Source organism: Arsenicicoccus cauae, assembly GCF_009707125.1.
Lineage (GTDB): Bacteria > Actinomycetota > Actinomycetes > Actinomycetales > Dermatophilaceae > Arsenicicoccus > Arsenicicoccus cauae.
Genome location: NZ_WLVL01000028.1, coordinates 143,114 through 163,294, shown reverse-complemented (window position 1 = coordinate 163,294; position 20,181 = coordinate 143,114). Strand labels below are relative to the sequence as shown.

General features: G+C 72.6%; 19 protein-coding genes and 1 pseudogene. 16 read left to right on the top strand and 4 right to left on the bottom strand.

The genetic code is table 11. The annotated features are described in order from the left end of the window. Positions 1 to 79 precede the first annotated feature (79 nt). From glmS to tsaD, 10 genes are all read left to right on the top strand, one after another. Positions 80 to 1,933 carry a glutamine--fructose-6-phosphate transaminase (isomerizing) gene (gene glmS, locus GGG17_RS08305; protein ID WP_154593257.1) on the top strand — a complete coding sequence of 618 codons (1,854 nt, stop codon included), beginning with the start codon at positions 80 to 82 and terminating at the stop codon, positions 1,931 to 1,933. Positions 1,934 to 1,964: 31 nt separating this feature from the next. Further along, the gene (locus GGG17_RS08300) at positions 1,965 to 2,315 is read left to right on the top strand and encodes a holo-ACP synthase (RefSeq protein ID WP_154593256.1); all 351 of its coding nucleotides are present in this window, start codon (positions 1,965 to 1,967) and stop codon (positions 2,313 to 2,315) included. Between the two features lie 43 nt (positions 2,316 to 2,358). Continuing rightward, the gene (locus GGG17_RS08295) at positions 2,359 to 3,945 is read left to right on the top strand and encodes a bifunctional ADP-dependent NAD(P)H-hydrate dehydratase/NAD(P)H-hydrate epimerase (RefSeq protein WP_154593255.1); all 1,587 of its coding nucleotides are present in this window, start codon (positions 2,359 to 2,361) and stop codon (positions 3,943 to 3,945) included. Between the two features lie 15 nt (positions 3,946 to 3,960). After that, positions 3,961 to 5,250, top strand: a complete 1,290-nt coding sequence (locus GGG17_RS08290) for an alpha/beta fold hydrolase (RefSeq protein WP_195849173.1) — start codon at positions 3,961 to 3,963, stop codon at positions 5,248 to 5,250. Next, positions 5,240 to 5,749 (top strand): tRNA (adenosine(37)-N6)-threonylcarbamoyltransferase complex ATPase subunit type 1 TsaE, encoded by a 510-nt coding sequence (gene tsaE, locus GGG17_RS08285; protein ID WP_375804510.1) that lies wholly within the window; start codon positions 5,240 to 5,242, stop codon positions 5,747 to 5,749. The genes GGG17_RS08290 and tsaE overlap by 11 nt, the downstream gene beginning before the upstream one ends. A 188-nt stretch (positions 5,750 to 5,937) precedes the next feature. Next, a complete protein-coding gene (locus tag GGG17_RS08280; protein ID WP_154593253.1) occupies positions 5,938 to 6,321 on the top strand; it encodes a PPOX class F420-dependent oxidoreductase in 384 nt (127 codons plus the stop codon). 33 nt (positions 6,322 to 6,354) lie between these two features. Next, positions 6,355 to 7,605: an MFS transporter gene (locus GGG17_RS08275; protein WP_311966530.1), complete on the top strand. Its 1,251-nt coding sequence runs from the start codon at positions 6,355 to 6,357 to the stop codon at positions 7,603 to 7,605. A gap of 74 nt (positions 7,606 to 7,679) precedes the next feature. Continuing rightward, on the top strand, positions 7,680 to 8,354 hold the full coding sequence (gene tsaB / locus GGG17_RS08270; RefSeq protein WP_311966529.1) for a tRNA (adenosine(37)-N6)-threonylcarbamoyltransferase complex dimerization subunit type 1 TsaB: 675 nt from the start codon (positions 7,680 to 7,682) through the stop codon (positions 8,352 to 8,354). Beyond that, on the top strand, positions 8,354 to 8,842 hold the full coding sequence (gene rimI / locus GGG17_RS08265) for a ribosomal protein S18-alanine N-acetyltransferase (protein WP_154593252.1): 489 nt from the start codon (positions 8,354 to 8,356) through the stop codon (positions 8,840 to 8,842). The genes tsaB and rimI overlap by 1 nt, the downstream gene beginning before the upstream one ends. Beyond that, positions 8,839 to 9,888, top strand: a complete 1,050-nt coding sequence (gene tsaD, locus GGG17_RS08260) for a tRNA (adenosine(37)-N6)-threonylcarbamoyltransferase complex transferase subunit TsaD (RefSeq protein ID WP_154593251.1) — start codon at positions 8,839 to 8,841, stop codon at positions 9,886 to 9,888. Before rimI ends, tsaD begins: the two co-directional genes overlap by 4 nt. 1 nt (position 9,889) lies before the next feature. Here the strand turns inward: tsaD and GGG17_RS15995 are convergent. Then, positions 9,890 to 10,054, bottom strand: a pseudogene (locus GGG17_RS15995) (IS481 family transposase); the annotation flags it as partial. A 123-nt stretch (positions 10,055 to 10,177) separates the two neighbouring features. Here GGG17_RS15995 and GGG17_RS08255 point away from each other — a divergent pair. From GGG17_RS08255 to GGG17_RS08245, 3 genes are all read left to right on the top strand, one after another. After that, complete coding sequence (locus GGG17_RS08255; RefSeq protein WP_154593250.1) at positions 10,178 to 11,458, top strand: IS256 family transposase; 1,281 nt, start codon at positions 10,178 to 10,180, stop codon at positions 11,456 to 11,458. Positions 11,459 to 11,778: 320 nt separating this feature from the next. Beyond that, positions 11,779 to 12,087: a hypothetical protein gene (locus tag GGG17_RS08250; protein WP_195849172.1), complete on the top strand. Its 309-nt coding sequence runs from the start codon at positions 11,779 to 11,781 to the stop codon at positions 12,085 to 12,087. 121 nt (positions 12,088 to 12,208) lie between these two features. Continuing rightward, the gene (locus GGG17_RS08245; protein WP_311966528.1) at positions 12,209 to 13,609 is read left to right on the top strand and encodes an IS1380 family transposase; all 1,401 of its coding nucleotides are present in this window, start codon (positions 12,209 to 12,211) and stop codon (positions 13,607 to 13,609) included. A gap of 208 nt (positions 13,610 to 13,817) precedes the next feature. Here GGG17_RS08245 and GGG17_RS08240 read toward each other — a convergent pair whose 3' ends face one another. After that, entirely contained in the window at positions 13,818 to 15,191 is a 1,374-nt protein-coding gene (locus GGG17_RS08240) for a glycoside hydrolase family 3 N-terminal domain-containing protein (protein WP_154593248.1), read from the bottom strand. A gap of 68 nt (positions 15,192 to 15,259) precedes the next feature. Between GGG17_RS08240 and GGG17_RS08235 the strand changes: the two genes are divergently transcribed. Then, positions 15,260 to 16,090, top strand: a complete 831-nt coding sequence (locus tag GGG17_RS08235) for a ribokinase (RefSeq protein WP_154593247.1) — start codon at positions 15,260 to 15,262, stop codon at positions 16,088 to 16,090. A gap of 15 nt (positions 16,091 to 16,105) precedes the next feature. Here the strand turns inward: GGG17_RS08235 and GGG17_RS08230 are convergent, their stop codons facing one another. Continuing rightward, the gene (locus tag GGG17_RS08230) at positions 16,106 to 17,362 is read right to left on the bottom strand and encodes a class I SAM-dependent methyltransferase (RefSeq protein ID WP_154593246.1); all 1,257 of its coding nucleotides are present in this window, start codon (positions 17,360 to 17,362) and stop codon (positions 16,106 to 16,108) included. A gap of 199 nt (positions 17,363 to 17,561) precedes the next feature. Here GGG17_RS08230 and groES point away from each other — a divergent pair, with 199 nt between their 5' ends. Together groES and groL are read left to right on the top strand one after the other, a co-directional pair. Further along, positions 17,562 to 17,855: a co-chaperone GroES gene (groES, locus tag GGG17_RS08225; protein ID WP_019285526.1), complete on the top strand. Its 294-nt coding sequence runs from the start codon at positions 17,562 to 17,564 to the stop codon at positions 17,853 to 17,855. Between the two features lie 100 nt (positions 17,856 to 17,955). Then, positions 17,956 to 19,575, top strand: a complete 1,620-nt coding sequence (groL, locus tag GGG17_RS08220; RefSeq protein WP_154593244.1) for a chaperonin GroEL — start codon at positions 17,956 to 17,958, stop codon at positions 19,573 to 19,575. 110 nt (positions 19,576 to 19,685) lie between these two features. On the opposite strand, the gene GGG17_RS08215 is transcribed toward groL, so the two are convergent. Continuing rightward, a complete protein-coding gene (locus GGG17_RS08215) occupies positions 19,686 to 19,970 on the bottom strand; it encodes a WhiB family transcriptional regulator (protein WP_154593243.1) in 285 nt (94 codons plus the stop codon). Between the last annotated feature and the right edge of the window lie 211 nt (positions 19,971 to 20,181).

The window sequence follows — 20,181 nt, the reverse complement described above, 5'->3', positions numbered from 1 at the left end:
GAGCACGTATGACGCTCCGTCACCTCACGACCGCGGGTTTCGCGCGTGCGTGGGCCCGGGGCCGGATATCGTGGCCGGCATGTGTGGAATCGTGGGATACGTCGGCCCCCAGGTGGATGGCAAGGCTCAGCAGGTCGTCCTGGAGGGGCTGGCCCGGCTGGAGTACCGCGGCTACGACTCGGCGGGCCTCGCCCTCGTCGGTCCGGACGGGGTCTCCTCGGCCAAGAAGGCCGGCAAGCTCGTCAACCTCACGACCGAGCTGGAGGCGCACCCGCTCGGTGCCGCCAGCACCGGCATCGGCCACACCCGCTGGGCCACCCACGGCGGCCCCACCGACCAGAATGCCCACCCGCACCGCGGTGGCGAGGACCTCAAGGTCGCGGTCGTCCACAACGGCATCATCGAGAACTTTCACGCCCTCAAGACGCAGCTCGTCGCCGAGGGCGCCGAGTTCCGCTCCGAGACCGACACCGAGGTCGCCGCGCACCTGCTGGCCAGGGCCTACGACGGCGATCTGACGGCGGCCATGCTCGACGTGGTCAACCGTCTCGAGGGCGCGTTCACGCTCCTCGCCGTGCACGCGGACCACCCCGGCACCGTGGTGGCGGCCCGTCGCAACAGCCCGCTGGTCATCGGCCTCGGCGAGGGCGAGAACTTCCTCGGGTCCGACGTCGCGGCCTTCATCGGCTACACCAAGTCGGCGATGGAGGTCGACCAGGACCAGCTGGTCGTCATCACCCCCGACGACGTCCAGGTCATCGGCTTCGACGGGACGCCCGCCGAGGGCAAGAGGTTCGAGGTGACCTGGGACGCCGAGGCGGCGGAGAAGGGCGGCCACGCGTCCTTCATGGAGAAGGAGATCCTCGAGCAGCCCAAGGCCATCGCCGACACCCTGCTCGGACGCACCGACGAGGACGGCAAGCTCGTGCTCGACGAGATGAACATCGACCCCGACCGGCTCAGGGCCATCGACAAGATCATCATCGTGGCGTGCGGCACCGCCTTCTACTCGGGCCTGTCCGCCAAGTACGCCATCGAGCACTGGACCCGCATCCAGACCGAGGTCGAGCTGGCGCACGAGTTCCGCTACCGCGACCCGGTCGTCGACGACCGCACCCTGGTCGTGTCCATGTCGCAGTCGGGCGAGACCATGGACACGCTCATGGCGGTCAAGCACGCCAAGGAGCTGGGCGCGCTCACGGTCTCGATCTGCAACACCTACGGCGCCACCATCCCGCGCGAGTCCGACGCCGCGCTCTACACCCACGCCGGGCCCGAGATCGCCGTCGCCTCGACCAAGGCCTTCACCGCCCAGATCGCGGCCTGCTACCTGCTCGGCCTCTACCTCGCGCAGCTGCGCGGCGGGACCTACGCCGAGGACGCGCAGGCCGTCATGCGCGAGCTCGCCGAGATCCCCCAGCACGTCGACACCGTCCTCGGCAGCATGGACCGCGTCCGCGAGATCGCCCGCTTCATGTCCGACACCCGCTCGGTGCTCTTCCTCGGTCGCCACGTCGGCTACCCGATCGCGCTCGAGGGCGCGCTCAAGCTCAAGGAGATCGCCTACATCCACGCCGAGGGCTTCGCGGCCGGCGAGCTCAAGCACGGTCCGATCGCGCTGATCGAGCCCGGCCAGCCGGTGTTCATCGTCATGCCCGCGCAGGACAGCCCCTATGACCTGCACGCCAAGGTGGTCTCCAACATCCAGGAGATCCGCGCGCGTGGCGCCCGCACGCTGGTCATCACCGAGCGCGGCGACGAGGCGGTCCGACCGTTCGCGGACGAGGTCATCGAGGTGCCGCGCACCAGCGTGATGATGATGCCGCTGCTGTCGATCATCCCGCTGCAGGTCTTTGCCTGCGAGCTCGCCACCGCCAAGGGCCTGGACGTCGACCAGCCGCGCAACCTCGCCAAGTCCGTCACCGTCGAGTGACGGCGGGCGCCGGCATACGAGCAGGTCGTCCATGATCCTCGGCGTGGGGATCGACGTCGTCGACGTCGATCGGTTCGCGCGCACCCTCGAGCGGGCTCCCGGGCTGCTGGAGCGGTTGTTCACGCCCGAGGAGCGGGGCCTGCGCGCCGAGTCGACCGCCGCCCGGTTCGCTGCCAAGGAGGCGCTCGCCAAGGCCCTCGGCTCGCCCGGGTCGCTCAGCTGGCAGGACGCGACCGTCGTGCGGGGCGAGCACGGACGTCCCTACTGGCAGGTACGCAGGAGCGTCCAGGATCGGATGGACCTGCTCGGCGTGACTAGGCTGCACCTGTCCCTGTCCCACGACGCGGGCGTGGCCTCGGCGTTCGTCATCGCCGAGGGGTGACACCCGACCGGTCCCGCCCCGGTGCCCTGCAAGGAGGTCCGCGATGATCCAGGCCTGGTCGGTCGACGACGTCCGCGCCGCGGAGGAGCGCGCCATGGCGCAGCTCCCCGACGGTGAGCTGATGCAACGGGCCGCGACGGGTCTGGCCCAGGTCGTCGCGGCGCGCCTCCCGGACGACACGAGCACGCAGCCGCTCGTCGTCGCCCTCGTCGGCGGGGGCAACAACGGCGGCGACGCCCTGTGGGCCCTCGCCCACCTCGCGGACCTGGTGGGGGAGCCCCTCGACCTGGTCGCCGTCCTCACCTCCGAGCACCGCCACGAGGAGGGCCTGCGCGCCGCGCGCCGGGCCGAGGTCGAGATCGTCGACGCGACCAGGGGCGGGTCCAAGGGCGGGTCGAAGGCCAGGCGCCGGAGCAAGGCGCTGGACCACGCGGTCGAGGCCCTGGCCGTGGCCGACGTCGTCCTCGACGGCGTCCTCGGGATCGGTGGCCGACCCGGTCTGCCCGACCTCGTCACCGAGCTGCTCGAGGCCATCGGTGCGGACGCCCACGTCATTGCCGTCGACGTCCCGTCCGGCGTGGACCCCATGGGCGAGATCGTCGGCGGGGCCGGGGTGTTCGCCGACGAGACGGTGACCTTCGGCTGCGCCAAGCCCGTGCACGTCCTCGGCACGGCGAGCCGGTGCGGCATGCTCACCGTCGTCGACATCGGCCTGGACCTCGGACGCGACCATGCCTCCGCGTCGGCCGCGCGCACCGCGCCCGCGGCCGAGCGGGTCGACCACGACGACGTCGCCGCGCTGTGGCCCGTGCCCGGTCCCGAGGACGACAAGTACTCCCGCGGCGTGGTCGGGGTGGTCGCCGGCGGCGAGGTCTACACCGGCGCACCCCTGCTGAGCGTCACCGCGGCGGTCTGCGCGGGGGCGGGGATGGTGCGCTACGTCGGCCCGCCCGGCCCGACCCAGCTGGTCCGTGCCGAGGTGCCCGAGGCCGTGCACGGGACCGGGCGCGTCCAGGCCTGGGTCGTCGGCCCCGGCCTCGACGCCCATCCGCACTCGTGGGACCAGCTGGGCCTGGCGCAGGTCGAGGCCGCCCGCCGCGCCCTCGACAGCGAGCTGCCCTGCCTGGTCGACGCCGGCGGGCTGGACCTGCTCGACGGTCCGCGCACGCACGCCGGTGCCCGCACCCTGCTCACGCCTCACGCCGGTGAGCTGGCCCGTCTGCTCGCGCGGCTCGACCCCGAGGCGTCCGGGCTCGACCGCGAAAGGGTCGTCGTCGAGCCCTTGCGCTGGGCCCGGCGCGCCGCAGATCTGCTGCGGGCCACGGTGCTGCTCAAGGGATCCACGACGTATGTCGTCCCGCCCCCCGCCTCCGGGCTGGCAGTCCGGGCGCAGGCCGACGCCCCGGCGTGGGCCGGCACAGCGGGGTCCGGAGACGTGCTCGCAGGGCTGGCCGGGACGCTGCTCGCGGCGGGCCTCGACCCGGTGGACGCCGGGTCCCTCGCCGCGCTCGTGCACGGGGTCGCGGCCCACGACGCCAATCCCGGCGGCCCCGTCCGCGCGCTCGAGATCGCCCAGCAGGTGCCCCGCACCGTCGCGCGCCTGCTGGCCCGCGCCGCGGAGGTGGGGTGAGCGATGGCGCCTGACATGACGCCGGTCGGCCGGTTGACCGGGCTCGGGCTCGGCCTCGGCGCCGTCGCGGCCGGAGCCCTCGCCGGCGTGCTGTCGCGGGCCCACGCGATGGCCCCGGAGACGGGGGAGACCTACGAGCACACGCCGTCGCACGAGACGGTCGTCGTCGTCGAGGACGGCACGGTGCTCCACGTCGAGATCGACGAGCCCGACCCCGCCACGGCGGTGGACGGGCGACCCACCGTCGTCATCTCGCACGGCTACACCCTGTCCACCCGGGCCTGGATCTTCGTCCGGCGCCGGCTGGTCGCGGCGGGCTACCGCGTCGTGCTGTGGGACCAGCGCGGCCACGGCCGGTCGGGGCAGGGCGCCCGCGACTCCTACCGCATCGAGACCTTGGGTGGGGACCTCAAGGCCGTGATCGACGCGACCTGCCCAGAGATGCCGTTCGCCCTCGTCGGCCACTCGATGGGCGGGATGACCCAGATGGGTCTGGCCCGCCTCTGCCCCACCCTCGTGTGCGAGCGCTGCGTCGCCGTGGCCTTCGTCGCCACGAGCGCGGGCGGGGAGGGGGAGCTGAGGGTGCAGCTGGGCGACCTGCTCGGTCGCGCTGCCCAGCGTGTCGGGCCGTTCGCCCTCGCGCCGCTGGCCGGGCGCCAGGATGCCGTCGAGCAGGCCCGCCGCCTCGCCCGCCAGGCCGAGGACTTCTTCACCTACCGCTACTCGTTCCACTCGCCCGTGCCGCCCAGCCTGCTGCGCTACGCCGCCGACATCATCATGGCGACGCCCATCGAGGTGATGCACGGCTACCTGCGCACCCTGTCCGAGCACGACGAGCGCAAGGCGCTGGCGACCTTCGCCGGGATCGAGGCGCTCGTGATCAACGGCACCCACGACCTGATGACCCCGCCACGCCACAGCGACGAGATCGTGCGGCTGCTGCCAGGAGCGGAGCACGTCCTCGTCACCGACGCCGGGCACCTGATCATGCTGGAGTACCCCGATCTCGTGACCGACGAGATCCTGGCGATGCTGGACCGGGCCGAGCGGCACCGGGCGGCCGTCGGCGGCCTCGCGTCGCGGGAGGCGGTGCCCGTCGGCACGACCGCGCAGACCCGCGGCCGACGCCGCGAGGTCACCGACCTCGTGCACAACCGCGCCACCCTGCGGCGCGAGCAGCAGGCCCGGCGCCGCGAGCAGGTCGCCCGCGCCACCGAGCAGGTCGAGCGTCAGGCCCGCAAGGTCCGGTCCGTCGCCGGACCCATCACCTCCGCCCGCCCCGGGAAGGAACGTCGTGACCCCTGATCACGCTGAGCCGCACGCCATCTCGCTGCCCACCGCCGCGTCGACGCAGGACCTGGGGCGCCGTCTCGCGGGGCTCTTGAGGGCGGGGGACCTGCTCCTGCTCACCGGTGACCTCGGCGCCGGCAAGACCACCCTCACCCAGGGCCTGGCGGAGGGGCTCGGCGTGCGGGGCCCGATCACCTCGCCGACCTTCGTCATCGCCCGGGTCCACCCCTCGCTGGTCGGCGGGCCGCGGCTGGTCCACGTGGACGCCTACCGTCTGTCCGGGGCGCTGGACTTCGACGACCTCGACCTCGACGCCACCGTCGACGAGTCGGTGACCGTGGTCGAGTGGGGGCACGGGGTGGCGGAGCTGCTGTCCGAGGACTATCTCGAGCTCGAGCTCACGGGCGAGACCACCCGCACGGCCCGGCTCACCGGCCACGGGCAGCGGTGGGCCGGTCCGGACGTCCTCGCGGCGGTCCGGGACCTGGCCGGACCCACGCGAGGGATGGGGTGACCGCGCCGGGTAGCGTGCGCTGAGCCCGTGCCCGGTCTTGACGTGCGTGCCCCGTCTCGAGCTGCAGCACCAGACGCGCGATGGCAGCCCAGACGGGTAACGGTCGCCCAGACGGCAGACCCCTCCGGGCGCACTCTCCTCCTCGACAGGACACCCGTCAGCACCCGACGCGCCCTAGCCTGAGCCGTATGACGACCCTCACCGCCCTCGGCCACGAACGCTTCGTCTCCCTCACGACCTTTCGCCGCAACGGGGAGGGCGTGGCGACCCCCGTGTGGGTGGCTCGCGACGGCGACGCCCTCGTGGTCATCACGCCGGAGGGCACCGGCAAGCTGCGCCGCCTGCGCCGCGACGACCGGGTGACCCTGCGACCCTGCGACCGGCGGGGCCGGGTGGCGCCGGACGCCCCCACCGTGGAGGCCCGCGCCACCGTCCACGACGACCCCTGGACCGTGCAGCGGGTCATGAGCACCATGGCGGCCAAGTACGGCCTCGAGTTCAAGGCCTTCATGCTCGTCGAGCGGATCATCAAGCGCGGCAACCCATCTCGCATCGTCATCGACATCCGTTGAGGTGAAGCGGGCTTGATGTAGCAGGCTGACGGCGTGCTCTCCCGACTCGGCTTCCCACCCATCGGCCACCACCGCCGGTTCGTCGTCGCCATGGGCGTCGACGCCATCGGCAGCGGCGTCTTCATGCCCATCTCGGTCCTGTACTTCCTGCGCACCACCGACGTGCCGCTGGAGCAGGTCGGGCTCGCCCTGTCCGTGGCCGCGGCCGCCTCGTTGCCCGTCGTGCTGCTCGTCGGTCACCTCGTCGACCGCTACGGCGCCAAGCGGATCCTGCTGGCGGCCAACGCGATCCAGGCGGCGGGCTACCTCGGCTACCTGCTCGTCGACGGCTACCTCGGGGTGCAGCTCGTGACCGCTCTCGTCGCGATGGGCCAGGCCGCATTCTGGGCGTCCTACTCGCCGATGGTCGCGGCGATCACCCGGCCCGGCGAGCGCGAGCTGTGGTACGGCTTCCTCGGCGCGCTGCGCAACGTCGGCTTCGCGGTCGGCGGCCTGGTGGCCGGGGTCGCCATCTCCGTCGGCACCCCCACCGCCTTTCGCGCGATGGTGGCGGCCGACGCGGCGTCATACCTGCTCGCCCTCGGCCTGCTCCTCGGGGTGCCGGCGCACGATCGGCGAGCCGCCGCGGACCGCGCCGACGAGGACGGGCGCGCCGGCGCCCTTTCCGGGCTGTCGACGGTGCTGCGGGACCGGCCCTTCCACACGCTGATCGTCGTCAACACGATCTACGCCCTCGGGGGTCTCGCGCTCAACTACGCCATGCCCGTCTATGCCGTGGAGGTCCTGCGGCTGCCCGGGTGGGTGACCGGCGCGATCTTCACCCTCAACACCGTCATGGTGGGCCTCGGGCAGGGGCTGGCCGTCCGGTCCATGCGGGGGCACCGTCGGCACCGGATCGTCGCCGCGGGGCACCTTGCGTATGCCGTCGGGTTCGTCCTCATGGCCGCGGCCGGGCTGCTCGCCCCGGTCCTCGCCGCCGTGGGCGTCCTGGTGTCGGCCGGCATCTACACCGTCGGGGAGCTGCTGGCCGGGCCGGTCCTCACCACGGTGGCGGTGGACAGCCGGCCCGAGCACCTGCGAGGTCGTTACCTCGCGGCCTACCAGCTGTCGTGGAACGTCGCCTCCGTCCTCGGGCCGGTGGGGTTCTCGTGGCTGCTCGCCCGCGGGCCCCTGCCCGTGTGGGTGGCCCTCACGGCCGTCGCCCTGGCCGGGGTGGCGCTCGCCCCCGTGCTCGGTCGCTCTCTGCCGATCGCCGCAGCCCGCGTCACCAACGAGGCGACCTGAACCTGCCGGGGGCGAGGGCATCGGCCTGCGGTACGTAGGCCGGTCGATGCCCTCGCCCCCGGTAGGGTTGGGGGGTGCTGCTGGCCATCGACACCTCCACCACCGCCATCACCGTGGCGCTGCATGACGGCGCGCGCGTGCAGGCCGAGAGCAGCGTCCTGGACGCGCGGGCGCACGGCGAGCTCGTGGCCCCGGGCATCGTGCAGGTCCTGCGACAGGCCGACCTGACCCCCCGCGACGTCGACGCCGTCGTCACCGGCACCGGCCCAGGCCCGTTCACCGGGCTGCGCGTCGGGATCGTGACGGCGCGGACCTTCGCCCTCGCCCGGGCCGTCCCGGTCCACGGCTTGTGCTCGCTGGACGCCTTGGCGCACGAGGCCGCGCACGGGCCCCTGCGCGGGGTGGAGCGGTTCGTCGTCGCCACCGACGCGCGCCGCAAGGAGGTCTACTGGGCGGGCTACCGCATCGAGGAGGGCCTGCCCGTGGCCGAGTGGGCGCCGGACGTGTGCCGCCCGGCCGACCTCGCCCCCCGGCTCGACGGACGTCCCGTCGTCGGCCGTGGCCCGGTGCTCTATCCCGACCTGCTCGGGGAGCCCGTGGCCGGCGCCCCGTTGGACGTGTCCGCCGGCTGGCTCGCCGACCTCGCCGTGCGCCGCCTGGCCGCAGGTGCGTCCCTCGACGACACCACCCCGCTCTATCTGCGGCGCCCAGACGCCGTCCCGTCCGTCGCCCCCGTCACGGTGGTCTGATGCTGCGCGAGCTGCGCTGGACCGACATCCCCCGCCTCGCCGCTCTCGAGCGCGAGGCCTTCGCCGACGACGCGTGGAGCGAGCAGACCTGGTGGGCCGAGCTCGCCGAGCGCCCGCGGCGCGACTACGTCGTCTGGGACGACCCGTCGCGTGGCGGTGTCCTCGCGTATGCCGGGATCGACGCCGCAGGTGACGTGGCGGACGTCATGACGATCGCTGTGGCGCCCGGGGCCCGGGGGCTCGGGCTCGGTCGCCGGATGCTCGACGAGCTCGTGGTGCGGGCCCGGTCCCGCGGCGCCGAGGCGCTCCTGCTCGAGGTCCGCGCCGACAACGCCCCGGCGCGAGCGCTCTACGACCGCAACGGGTTCGAGGTCATCAGCGTGCGACGTCGCTACTACCAGCCCGGTGGGGTGGACGCCCTCGTGATGCGGCGGCACCTTCCCGGCATACGACCCGACCACCTCGCCACCCAGGGAGAGCGCGCATGACCCGCACCGACGAGCCCCTCGTCCTCGGCATCGAGACCTCCTGCGACGAGACCGGGGTCGGGATCGTGCGCGGGGGCACCCTGCTCGTCGACGCGATCGCGAGCAGCGTCGACGAGCACGCGCGCTTCGGCGGGGTCGTCCCCGAGGTCGCGTCGCGCGCGCACCTGGAGGCCATGGTCCCCACCATCGAGCGCGCCTGCCGCGAGGCGGGGGTGCGGCTGGAGGACCTCGACGCCATCGCCGTGACCTCCGGGCCGGGGCTGGCGGGGGCGCTGCTCGTCGGCGTGGCCGCGGCCAAGTCGCTGGCCGTGGCGCTGGGCACGCCGCTCTACGGCGTCAACCACCTCGCCTCCCACGTGGCCGTCGACACCCTGCAGCACGGCCCGCTGCCCGAGCCGACCCTGGCGCTGCTCGTCTCCGGCGGGCACTCCAACCTCCTGCTCGTCCCCGACATCACCGACGACGTCCGGCACCTGGGGCAGACCATCGACGACGCGGCCGGCGAGGCCTTCGACAAGGTCGCGCGCGTGCTCGGGCTCGGCTTCCCCGGCGGGCCGCACATCGACCGGGCCGCCCGCGAGGGGCAGGTGGTCATCGACTTCCCGCGCGGGCTGACGGCCGCCAAGGACCTGGAGCGGCATCGCTTCGACTACTCCTTCTCCGGGCTCAAGACCGCCGTCTCGCGGTGGGTGCGCGCCAAGCAGGAGGCCGGCGAGCACGTGCCCGTCGCGGACGTGGCCGCGAGCTTCCAGGAGGCCGTGGTCGACGTGCTGACCCGCAAGGCCCTGCTCGCCTGCCGCGAGCACGGCGTGGCCGACCTGGTCGTCGGGGGTGGCGTCGCGGCCAACTCGCGTCTGCGCGCCCTCGCCCAGGAGCGGTGCGACGCGGCCGGGGTGACGCTGCGCGTGCCGCGGCCGGGGCTGTGCACGGACAACGGCGCGATGGTCGCGGCCCTCGGGGCGCAGATGGTGATGCGTGGCCGGGAGCCCTCGGACCTCGGCCTGCCGGCCGACTCGTCGATGCCGGTGACGGTGGTCTCGGCCTGACCTAGCTGTACTGATCGGACACGTTGATCGATCGCGAAAAAGGCGGCGGGTTTCCACATGCGGTCTGCGGACGGTGCTGGTTGTACTGGTGCAGTCAGCCGGGGAGGGCGTCGCGGCGATCCTGTTCGCTGGTGTAGCAGCGGGCGTAGGCCCACCCGTCGGCTATCGCCAGTGGAACGGTCGAGAGACCTGGAAGCGGGCGGCGATCAGTTGAGGGGAGTGTCAGAACAACGGTGGGTGGGGGTTCGGCCTGACGCGCTGAGCGGTGCTCGGCGGGAGAGCAGGCAGCATGACGAACACGATTGGGGTCGTGGACCTCAACGATGACGACAGGCAGGCGCTGGCGCAGCGTCTGGTGGACCAGGCCCGCGCTGAAGGAGTCGACCTGGTCGGCCCCGACGGTGTGCTGACGGGCCTGACCAAGCAGGTGCTGGAGACCGCTCTGGAGGAAGAGCTGACCGAGCACCTCGGCTACGAGCACTCGGATCGGCACGCGAAGCCGGCGCCGGTCGACGGGGGCGGGAACGAGCGGAACGGCACCCGATCGAAGACGGTGCTCACGCAGATCGGGCCGGTCACGATCGACGTTCCGCGGGACCGGGACGGCACATTCGACCCGAAGATCGTCCGGAAGCGGCAACGCCGTCTGGACGGCGTCGATCAGCTCGTCCTGTCCTTGTCGGCGCGCGGGCTGACCACCGGTGAGATCGCGGCGCACTTCGCCGAGGTGTATGGCGCGTCGGTGTCCAAGGACACGATCAGTCGGATCACCGAGAAGGTCGCCGCGGAGATGTCTGAGTGGCAGCACCGGCCCCTGGACCGCGTGTACCCGGTGATCTTCATCGATGCTCTCGGGGTGAAGGTCCGTGACGGGCAGGTCACCAACAAGCCCTTCTACATCGTCATCGGCGTGACGACCGCCGGGGAGCGCGACATCCTCGGGATCTGGGCCGGCGACGGCGGGGAGGGCGCAAAGTTTTGGCTGAACGTGCTCACCGAGATCAAGAACCGCGGTGTCGAGGACGTCTGCATCGCCGTGTGCGACGGGCTGAAAGGACTGCCCGAGGCGATCACCACGACATGGGAGCTCGCAGCCGTACAGACGTGCGTCGTGCACTTGATCCGGAACACGTTCCGGTACGCGGCCCGCCAGCACTGGGACGCGATGGCCAAGGACCTGCGGCCCGTGTACACGGCCGTCAACGCCGAGCAGGCCGCCGCACGGTTCGAGGACTTCGATGCCACGTGGGAGCCCGTCTGTCCCGCCGCGATCCGCATGTGGCGCAACGCGTGGAGCGAGTTCGTGCCCTTCCTCGACTACGACGTCGAGATCCGCAAGGTCATCTGCACGACCAACGCGATCGAGTCGTTGAACGCCCGCTACCGGCGCGCCGTCCGTGCGCGAGGGCACTTCCCGAACGACGCCGCCGCGTTGAAGTGTCTCTACCTGGTGACCCGTTCCCTGGACCCCACCGGGAGAGGCAGGGCACGATGGGTCATGCGGTGGAAGGCACCCCTGAACGCCTTCGCCATCACCTTCGAGGGACGCATCACCCCCTCTACCACCTAAGAACGCCGGGCACCCCGCCCACCGATAATCCGACAGTCCCCGCCATAGCCCAAGTTGACTAGTGATGCGGGATGGAACCTCGGCGCGCCGGGTCACCGCGACAAGCGGGGAGGATGTCGGAGGCCCTCACACGATGCATCTGGCGGGGCCTTGGGCCGAACAGCTTCGATGCGTAGCGAATCCGTGTCGACGGCGTTCGAAAACTGAGCAGTTTCGGCGGTCGAAGAGTGAGCGGTTTTAGTCTAGGGATTCTCACTCGGCCTTGATGCTGGGTAGGGTGTCGACGCCTCGGTCGCGGAGCCGGTGCCGCCGTCCTCGCGATGAAGACAATGTGCACGCGCCCGGCCATGCAGGGCGCCCCGGTCAGCCTCCGCCTGAAGCTGTTGGACAGCCGTTGCCCTCGGCCCCAGGAATACTTCTACGACGTACACCTGGACGACGCCGGACTGGTTGCGACCCGCGACTCCCAGACCTGCGATGACGTTGATTTCCGCTGCGACTCGACCCAGTGGACCCGTCATCTGCTCGGCATGCCCGCCGGGACGGCCAACGGCCAGGCGGCCGTCCCTGATCGCGTCGCAACTTTCTTCGACGCCTACCGCGCCACACTGGACTCCAGGTCTGCCTAGCCCCGATCGTTCACGGCGCGTCTGGTCGTGATGGGGCCCGGATGCGCCGAAGTGCTCCCTGACCAGGGCAGACTTGGACTTGTCTAAGGTCCCAGGTCGCCCAGCAGAAAGCACTCGGTAGGTGAAGCGTACGTCGTGGTCCGCAGGGTTGGTAGTCACCGGTGATGGTGTCGGTGTCGTCGGGCACGCCGGCGCAGCGGCGGCACGCATGGTGGCGGACAGGGTCGGTCTGACCAGCGGCTTGTCAGGGGCGATGGCGCGGCGGGACTTCCTGCCGGTGCACGACCGGGGGCGGGTGTTGGTGGACGTCGCCACGATGCTCGTCGATGGTGGTGAGGCGATCAGTGACATCGCTGTGCTGCGCGACCAGGAGGGGGTGCTGGGCCCGGTGGTGTCTGCGCCGACGGTCTGGCGGACCTTGGACGAGGTCACCCCGGGTCGGATGAAGAAGATCGCCGTGTCCAGAGCCCGCACGCGTCGGCACGTGTGGGCGAGCATCCCGGGCGGGGTGCCGGAGTCGACCGCGGCCGGGCGTGGGCTCGGTCAGGTCGTCGTGCTCGACGTGGACGCGACGATCGTGATCGCCCACTGCGAGAAGGAGAACGCGGCGGCGACGTTCAAACGGACCTTCGGGTACCACCCGATCGGGGTGTGGTGCGATAACACCTCCGAGTTCTTGGCCGCGACGCTGCGGGCGGGGAACGCGGGCTCGAACACCACCAGCGATCACGTCGAGGTCCTCACGGCGGCGATCGCTCAGGTCCCCGCCGCCCACCGCAAGCACCTGTTGATTCGTTCCGATGGGGCCGGGGCGTCACACGGCCTGATCGACTGGCCCACCTCCCAGAACGAGATCCGCGGCCGCAGCGTGGAGTACAGCCTCGGCTTCCCCATCCACACCGCAGTACGCGAGGCCATCACGAAGGTGCCCAAGACCGCGTGGACCCCTGCGGTCGAGGCCGACGGGAGCGTGCGTGAAGGCGCCGAGGTCGTCGAGATCACCGGCCTGCTCGCCAGGGACTTCGCGACACGTTGGCCGGACCGGATGCGGGTCATCGTCCGGCGTGAACGCCCCCACCCCGGCGCTCAGCTGTCCTTGCTCGAAGAAGCAGACGGGTACCGGTACCAGGCGTTCGTGACGAACACGAAGGTCGGGCAGCTCGCCCACCTGGAGGCCCGCCACCGTGCCCACGCCCGCGTCGAGGACCACATCCGCCACGCCAAGGACACCGGCTTGGGACGCTTGCCGTCGCGGGAGTTCGCGATCAACCAGGCGTGGTTGACGTGCGTGATGCTCGCCGCCGACCTGGTCGCCTGGACCCGCCTGCTCGCCCTGCACGGTGACGCCGCTGGGTTGAGAGCATGTGAGCCAAAGGCCTTGCGGTACCGGCTGTGGCACGTCCCCGCACGCCTGACCAGAGGTCAACGACGACGACGGCTACGCCTGCCGACCTCCTGGCCCTGGACCACAGCGATCGTCGCCGTGTTCGCGAACATCGCAGCCATCCCCGACCCCGCCTGACCAAGCCGCCCACCCCACGACCCGAAAGACCATCGGAGAACCGCAGCCCGGCAGCGCCAGCCGGCACCCTGCCGCGCCCCGCACCGGAATCAGAGTCGAAGCCTCACCCGAGCACCAACTCAGGAACCCGGTGAAAGACCGGGGCTAGGGCAGACGAAGCGCACCCGTGCAGCCCGACGCGGTCGATCAACGTGTCCGGTCAGCACACCTACCCGCAGCGGGCCAGGCCGCGGCGCACCTTCAGCTCGACGACCCGCTGGGCCGCGCGGCGCACCAGCCCGGCGAACGCCCGGTCCCGTCGGCTCTCCGCCAGCAGGGCGCGTGACATCACCCTGCCGTCCCGGGCGATCCCGGTCACGGCGACGTCGCCGCCGGCCCGCACGAAGCGCACCGCGCGCTCCCCGGTGGGGATGTGCTGGATGGCCTCCGCCCCGCCCAGGTCGTCGGTGGCCACCACCCCGTCGTAGCCCAGCCGCTCGCGCAGGACCCCCGTCACCACCGGGCGAGAGAACGCCGCCTGGGTGGCCGGGTCGATGCGCCGGTAGCGCGCGGTCGACATCATCACGACGTCGGCCCCGGCGGCGATCCCGTCCGCGAACGGCTGCAGGTAGGCGTCGTCGGCGGTCGTCTGGGTGTCGTCGATGCCCGTGGCGGAGTGGTCCGTGTTGGCGCGGACGCGGCCCAGCCCGGGGAAGTGCTTGAGCGTCGCGCCGACACCGGCGGCGTGCAGCCCCGCGACGACGGCCGACACCGGCGTCGAGACCGCGCCGGGCTCCGTGGCGTACTGCCGGGACAGGCCGCCGATGGGGGCATTGGCCCGGCCGAGCTCGGGGGAGACGGTGTCGGCGACGGGGGCGAGGTTGAGGTTGACGCCCGCGGCGCGCAGCTCGCGCCCGGCGTCCGTCGCCAGGGCGCGCAGCTCGTCGGGCGGCAGCGCGGCCTGCTCCACCGCGGACGGCAGGCGCCGGAAACCCTCGCCCTTGAGCTGCTGGACCCGCCCGCCCTCCTGGTCGGCGGCGACGAGCAGGTCGAGCCCGTGGCCGGACTCGTCGGCGGCGCGCTGCAGGCGGCGGCTGACCTCGGCGACCTGGCCACGGTCGCGCCACCCGCCGATGAAGAAGGCGTTGCCGATCGACCGCTCCGCGATCGCTCGGCGCGCGTCGTCCTCGCGCCCGCGCGCGATCCCGACCATGACGAGCTGCCCCACCCGCTGCTCGGGGGTGAGTCCCTCGACGATGCGGGCGGAGCAGGAGCCCTCGGCCGTATGCCGGGAGCTGCCCGCGGCCGCGGTCGGCGTGGCGGAGACGTCGGGCGTGGCTGCCCCGGAGCCCGGCGAGGCCCCGCGGCGGGGGAACCCCGTGACGTCGAGGACGGGCGCGGTGGTGCGGGCCGTGGCGGTGCCGGTCGTGCTCGGCGGCGTCGGCTTGCCGGCGGGGGCACCGGGCTGTGCCTGGACCGAGGCGGGGGTCGAGGCGGGGGTCGAGGCAGGGGTCGAGCACCCGGCGGCCAGGGCGAGGGCCGCGGCGACGAGCAGAGCCCGCGCGGGGGTGGGGGCGAGGGTGGGGGCGGCGTGCGGGGACATCGGGCCCGACGCTACCCGGGCGCGGCCGTGCCCGCCCGGCGTGGCCGGGGGACCGGCATGATGGGGGCATGAGCCGCGTCTACGTCCTCGGGTCCGTCAACGTCGACCTCACCACCACGGTCCACCGGCTGCCCCGCCCCGGCGAGACGATCGTCGGCGGGTCCACCCGGCGCACGGCGGGCGGCAAGGGCGGCAACCAGGCGGTCGCGGCGGCGGCAGCGGGCGCGGAGGTCGTCATGGTCGCGGCCATCGGTGGGGACGAGGCGGGCGCGGCATACCGTGATCGCTTGCAGGACAGGAGGATCGACGTCTCGCACGTCCGCGTCGTCGAGGGCGAGCCGACGGGTCACGCGTTCATCACCGTGGACCTCGAGGGGGAGAACGTCATCGTCGTCAGCCCCGGCGCCAACGCCGAGCTGCTGCCGCACCACATGGGGGTCCTCGACACGATGGCGGCGGGCGACGTGCTGCTGGTCAGCCTGGAGGTGCCGATCGAGACGGTGACGGCGGCGGTGCAGCGGGTGTCGACGCGGGACATCCGCGTAGTGGTCAACGCCGCGCCCTACCACCACCTGCCCCTCGACGTCGTCGAGGCGGCGGACCCGCTCGTGGTCAACGAGCACGAGGCGCTGGAGCTGGCCGACGACGGGGCCTTCCCCGCGTCGCTGCTGGTGACCTTCGGCGCGGCGGGTGCGTCCTGGATGGGGGTGGAGCACCCGGCGACGCCGGTCCCGCCGGAGGAGGTCGTGGACACGACGGGTGCGGGCGACGCGTTCTGCGGGGCGCTGGCCGCCCACCTGGCGCTGGGGGCGACCCACGAGGACGCGGTGGCCGGGGCGCTGCGGGCCGGCGCCGACGCGGTGCGGCACCGGGGGGCTCAGCGCGACGCGCTGCTGTGAGCCGAGCCGCAGCCGTCAGACCGGGGTCACGTGCAGGGCGACCGGCCGGCCGGACTGGCGGGTGAGGACCAGGGTGGCGCGGCCGTCGCCGCGCAGCTTGAGGGAGCGCCGCAGGCGGTCCGGGTCGGCGTCGACGCCGCGCTTCTTGAGCGTGAGGTCGCCGATCGAGCGCTCGCGGCACCACGCCCGGATCGCCTTGTCCTGCAACGGGATCTCGTCGAGGATCCGGTAGGTCCGGGCCCACGGCACCCCCACCTGCCCGCCGTCCGGGGACCGCACGTAGCCCACCCCCTCGTCGAGCTCCGCGCCGCCGGTCAGGGCCTCCAGCGCCCCGACCAGCCCGGCGCGGATGACCGCGCGGTCGGGCTCGTGGAGCAGCTCGCCCCGGTCGCTCCCCGGCGCGGGGCCGTCGTCGGGCAGGTCGGCCTCGGTGACCACGTGCGCGGAGCCGAGGGTGGCGGCGTCGCCGTCCATCACCAGCGCGGTGCGGCCGGCCCACCGGGCCGCGTCGCCCCACCACAGCACGCACTCGACCACCTCGCCGCGCCACGAGACCCACTGCGCCTCGGCCCCGACGGGGCGGGCGGCGTGGGGGAAGGCGGGGGACAGCTTGGCCCCGGCCGCCCGCACCCGACCGGCCACCTCCTGCACGAGCTCCCAGGAGGGGGCGAGGTCGTCCAGGCGGAAGGTCCGGCGGGTCCGCCCGGTCGCGTCGGCCACCCCCGGCGTGCGGCGGGCCGGGTCGAGCCAGACGGCCGTATGCCGGCCCGCGCCCACCCCCTCGTCGGCCACCTCCTCGGCGCGGGCGCACCGCACCTGCGGGGCGGGCGTGCCGGCAGGCAGGGGGACCTGCGCGAGGTTGTGCCCGGCCAGCTCGGCGGTCACGGGGTCGGCGTCCACGGCGAGGACCTCGAGGCCGGCCTCGGCCATGGCGGCGGCGTCCAGCCCCAGGCCGCACCCCAGGTCGTGCACGGTGCGGACCCCCGCCGCCACCAGGCGCTCCGCGTGCTGCCGGGCGACCTGGGGGCGGGTGGCCTGCTCCAGGCCGTCGGGGGTGAGCAGGAGCCGGTCGACGGCGTCGCCGAGCTTGGCGCGTCCCCGCTGCCGCAACCGGCTCTGCGTCAGCACCGCCGCCACCAGCTCCGGGGAGTGGCCGTCGCGGCGCAGGGCGGTCGACGTCGCGAGCGAGCTGGCCTCGGCATACGGCGGGAGTCCCTCGAGCAGCGCGAGCCCCTCGGGGGAGGTGAGCGCGCGGGTGGTGGCGAGGTCCATGGGGGCCATCCTCCCCCACCGGCGGGACAGCCGCTGGCACTCGACTTGACCGAGTGCCAGCGGCTTCCTAGATTGTGAGTTAGCACTCTCGGTAGGCAAGTGCTAAGGGTCGACCCCCGCGACGGCGGCCCGACGCACGACGGCACCGGAGTCCATACATCTGTCCACTCTCGACATTCCCGAAGGGGAGGTCACCACAGTGTCGGTTTCCATCAAGCCGCTCGAGGACCGCATCGTCGTCAAGGCCGTCGAGGCCGAGCAGACCACCGCGTCCGGTCTCGTCATCCCGGACACGGCCAAGGAGAAGCCCCAGGAGGGCGAGGTCCTCGCCGTGGGCCCCGGCCGCATCGACGACAAGGGCAACCGCGTCCCCGTCGACGTCGCCGTCGGCGACAAGGTCATCTACTCCAAGTACGGCGGCACCGAGGTCAAGTACGGCGGCGAGGAGCTGCTCATCCTGAGCGCCCGCGACGTCCTCGCGATCGTCGGCTGACGCTCGCACGCACGCAGCACTGACTCTGGGAGCCCCGGCCCGAGCCTTCGCGGCTGGGGGCTGGGGCTCTCGTCATACCTCTCGACTGACAAGGAAGCTCATGGCCAAGACGCTGGAGTTCAACGACGACGCTCGCAAGTCCCTGGAGCGCGGCGTGGATGCCCTCGCCAACGCGGTGAAGGTCACGCTCGGCCCCAAGGGGCGCAACGTCGTGATCGACAAGAAGTGGGGCGCCCCCACCATCACCAACGACGGGGTGACCATCGCTCGCGAGATCGAGCTGGACGACCCCTACGAGAACCTCGGCGCGCAGCTCGCCAAGGAGGTCGCCACCAAGACCAACGACATCGCCGGTGACGGCACCACCACCGCGACCGTCCTCGCCCAGGCCATGGTCAAGGAGGGCCTGCGCAACGTCGCCGCGGGGGCCGCCCCGGCCGGGGTCAAGCGCGGCATGGACAAGGCCGTCGACGCCGTGTCCGAGCGCCTGCTCGCCAACGCCCGCGAGGTCTCCGGCAAGTCCGAGATCGCCGCCGTCGCCTCCCTCTCCGCGCAGAACGACGAGGTCGGCACGCAGATCGCCGAGGCCTTCGACAAGGTCGGCAAGGACGGCGTCATCACCGTCGAGGAGTCCTCCACCGCCAGCACCGAGCTGGAGTTCACCGAGGGCATGCAGTTCGACAAGGGCTACATCTCGCCGTACTTCGTCTCCGACCCGGAGCGCATGGAGGCCGTCCTCGAGGACGCCTACGTCCTGATCAACCAGGGCAAGGTCTCGGCGATCGCCGACATCCTGCCGCTGCTCGAGAAGGTCGTGCAGGCCGGCAAGCCGCTGCTGATCATCGCCGAGGACGTCGACGGCGAGGCGCTGTCCACCCTGGTGGTCAACAAGATCCGCGGCACCTTCAACGTCGTGGCCGTCAAGGCGCCGGGCTTCGGCGACCGCCGCAAGGCCATGCTCGCCGACATCGCCATCCTCACGGGCGGCCAGGTCGTCGCGGAGGAGGTCGGCCTCAAGCTCGACCAGGTCGGCCTCGACGTCCTCGGCCAGGCCCGCCGCGTCGTGGTGTCCAAGGACGACACGACGATCATCGACGGCTCGGGCGACGCCTCGGCTGTCGACGGTCGCGTGGCCGAGATCAAGGCCGAGATCGAGCGCACCGACTCCGACTGGGACCGCGAGAAGCTCCAGGAGCGCCTCGCCAAGCTCGCCGGCGGCGTCTGCGTCATCAAGGTCGGCGCCTACACCGAGGTGGAGCTGAAGGAGAAGAAGCACCGCATCGAGGACGCGATCTCCGCGACGCGCGCCGCGATCGAGGAGGGCATCGTCGCCGGTGGCGGCTCCGCCCTGGTCCACGCGGTCCGCGCGCTCGACGACCTCCAGCTGGAGGGCGACGAGCTGACCGGCGCCAACATCGTGCGCAAGGCCGCGGCCGAGCCGCTGCGCTGGATCGCCGAGAACGCCGGGCGCGAGGGCTACGTCGCCGTGTCCAAGGTCGGCGAGCTGGAGCCCGGCAACGGTCTGGACGCCGCGACCGGGGAGTACGTCGACCTGGTCGCCGCCGGGGTGATCGACCCCGTCAAGGTCACGCGTTCCGCGCTGCGCAACGCCGCGTCCATCGCCTCGATGGTCCTGACGACCGACACCCTCGTGGTCGAGAAGCCCGAGGAGGAGCCCGCCGCTCCCGCCGGTGGCCACGGTCACGGTCACGGCCACTGAGCCGAGCAGGACGGACGCCGCGAAGGCCGCCCACCCCGAGGGGGTGGGCGGCCTTCGCGCTGTAGGTGGTGCGGGGCGGCGGGATCTCCGCCGACGAGCAGGCGCCGGGGTCAGGCGATCGCGATCGTGGTGTAGTGCGACTCGCGCTCGTCCTCGGTCATGCCACCCCACACGCCGTAGGGCTCGCGGACCCGCAGGGCGTGCTCGCGGCACTGCTCGAGGACGGGGCAGGCGACGCACACTGCCTTGGCCGCGCCGTCGCGGTTGCGCCGGGCGGGACCACGCTCGCCCTCGGGGTGGAAGAACACGTCGGGGTTCTCCCGCCGACAGGAGCCCTGCAGCTGCCAGTCCCACTGATCGGCGACGGGTCCGGGGAGTCGGCTGATCTCGGCCATGTGTGCTCCTGTGCAGGGTTGCGCCGTCGATGACCGGACTGTCACGCAGGTCACACCATGCGAGCACTTCGCACAATGATCAAACGTATGACATACTCCCGAGTGACCTGGGGTGACCCGTGAGCCCTGACCAGCGACGCCGCGTGGTGGCGGGGGCTGCTGCTGCGAAAGACCGTACCTGCGTGATTGCACCTGCGACAAGGGGCATCAC

Excerpts from the sequence above, each read along its gene's own strand:
- groL (WP_154593244.1), top strand. The coding sequence starts at position 17,956 with ATGGCCAAGACGCTGGAGTTCAACGACGACGCTCGCAAGTCCCTGGAG.
- tsaD (WP_154593251.1), top strand. The coding sequence starts at position 8,839 with ATGACCCGCACCGACGAGCCCCTCGTCCTCGGCATCGAGACCTCCTGC.
- GGG17_RS08290 (WP_195849173.1), top strand. The coding sequence starts at position 3,961 with ATGACGCCGGTCGGCCGGTTGACCGGGCTCGGGCTCGGCCTCGGCGCC.
- GGG17_RS08250 (WP_195849172.1), top strand. The coding sequence starts at position 11,779 with ATGAAGACAATGTGCACGCGCCCGGCCATGCAGGGCGCCCCGGTCAGC.
- glmS (WP_154593257.1), top strand. The coding sequence starts at position 80 with ATGTGTGGAATCGTGGGATACGTCGGCCCCCAGGTGGATGGCAAGGCT.
- GGG17_RS08235 (WP_154593247.1), top strand. The coding sequence starts at position 15,260 with ATGAGCCGCGTCTACGTCCTCGGGTCCGTCAACGTCGACCTCACCACC.
- GGG17_RS08295 (WP_154593255.1), top strand. The coding sequence starts at position 2,359 with ATGATCCAGGCCTGGTCGGTCGACGACGTCCGCGCCGCGGAGGAGCGC.
- GGG17_RS08300 (WP_154593256.1), top strand. The coding sequence starts at position 1,965 with ATGATCCTCGGCGTGGGGATCGACGTCGTCGACGTCGATCGGTTCGCG.
- GGG17_RS08230 (WP_154593246.1), bottom strand. The coding sequence starts at position 17,362 with ATGGACCTCGCCACCACCCGCGCGCTCACCTCCCCCGAGGGGCTCGCG.
- GGG17_RS08215 (WP_154593243.1), bottom strand. The coding sequence starts at position 19,970 with ATGGCCGAGATCAGCCGACTCCCCGGACCCGTCGCCGATCAGTGGGAC.
- rimI (WP_154593252.1), top strand. The coding sequence starts at position 8,354 with ATGCTGCGCGAGCTGCGCTGGACCGACATCCCCCGCCTCGCCGCTCTC.
- GGG17_RS08255 (WP_154593250.1), top strand. The coding sequence starts at position 10,178 with ATGACGAACACGATTGGGGTCGTGGACCTCAACGATGACGACAGGCAG.
- GGG17_RS08280 (WP_154593253.1), top strand. The coding sequence starts at position 5,938 with ATGACGACCCTCACCGCCCTCGGCCACGAACGCTTCGTCTCCCTCACG.
- GGG17_RS08240 (WP_154593248.1), bottom strand. The coding sequence starts at position 15,191 with ATGTCCCCGCACGCCGCCCCCACCCTCGCCCCCACCCCCGCGCGGGCT.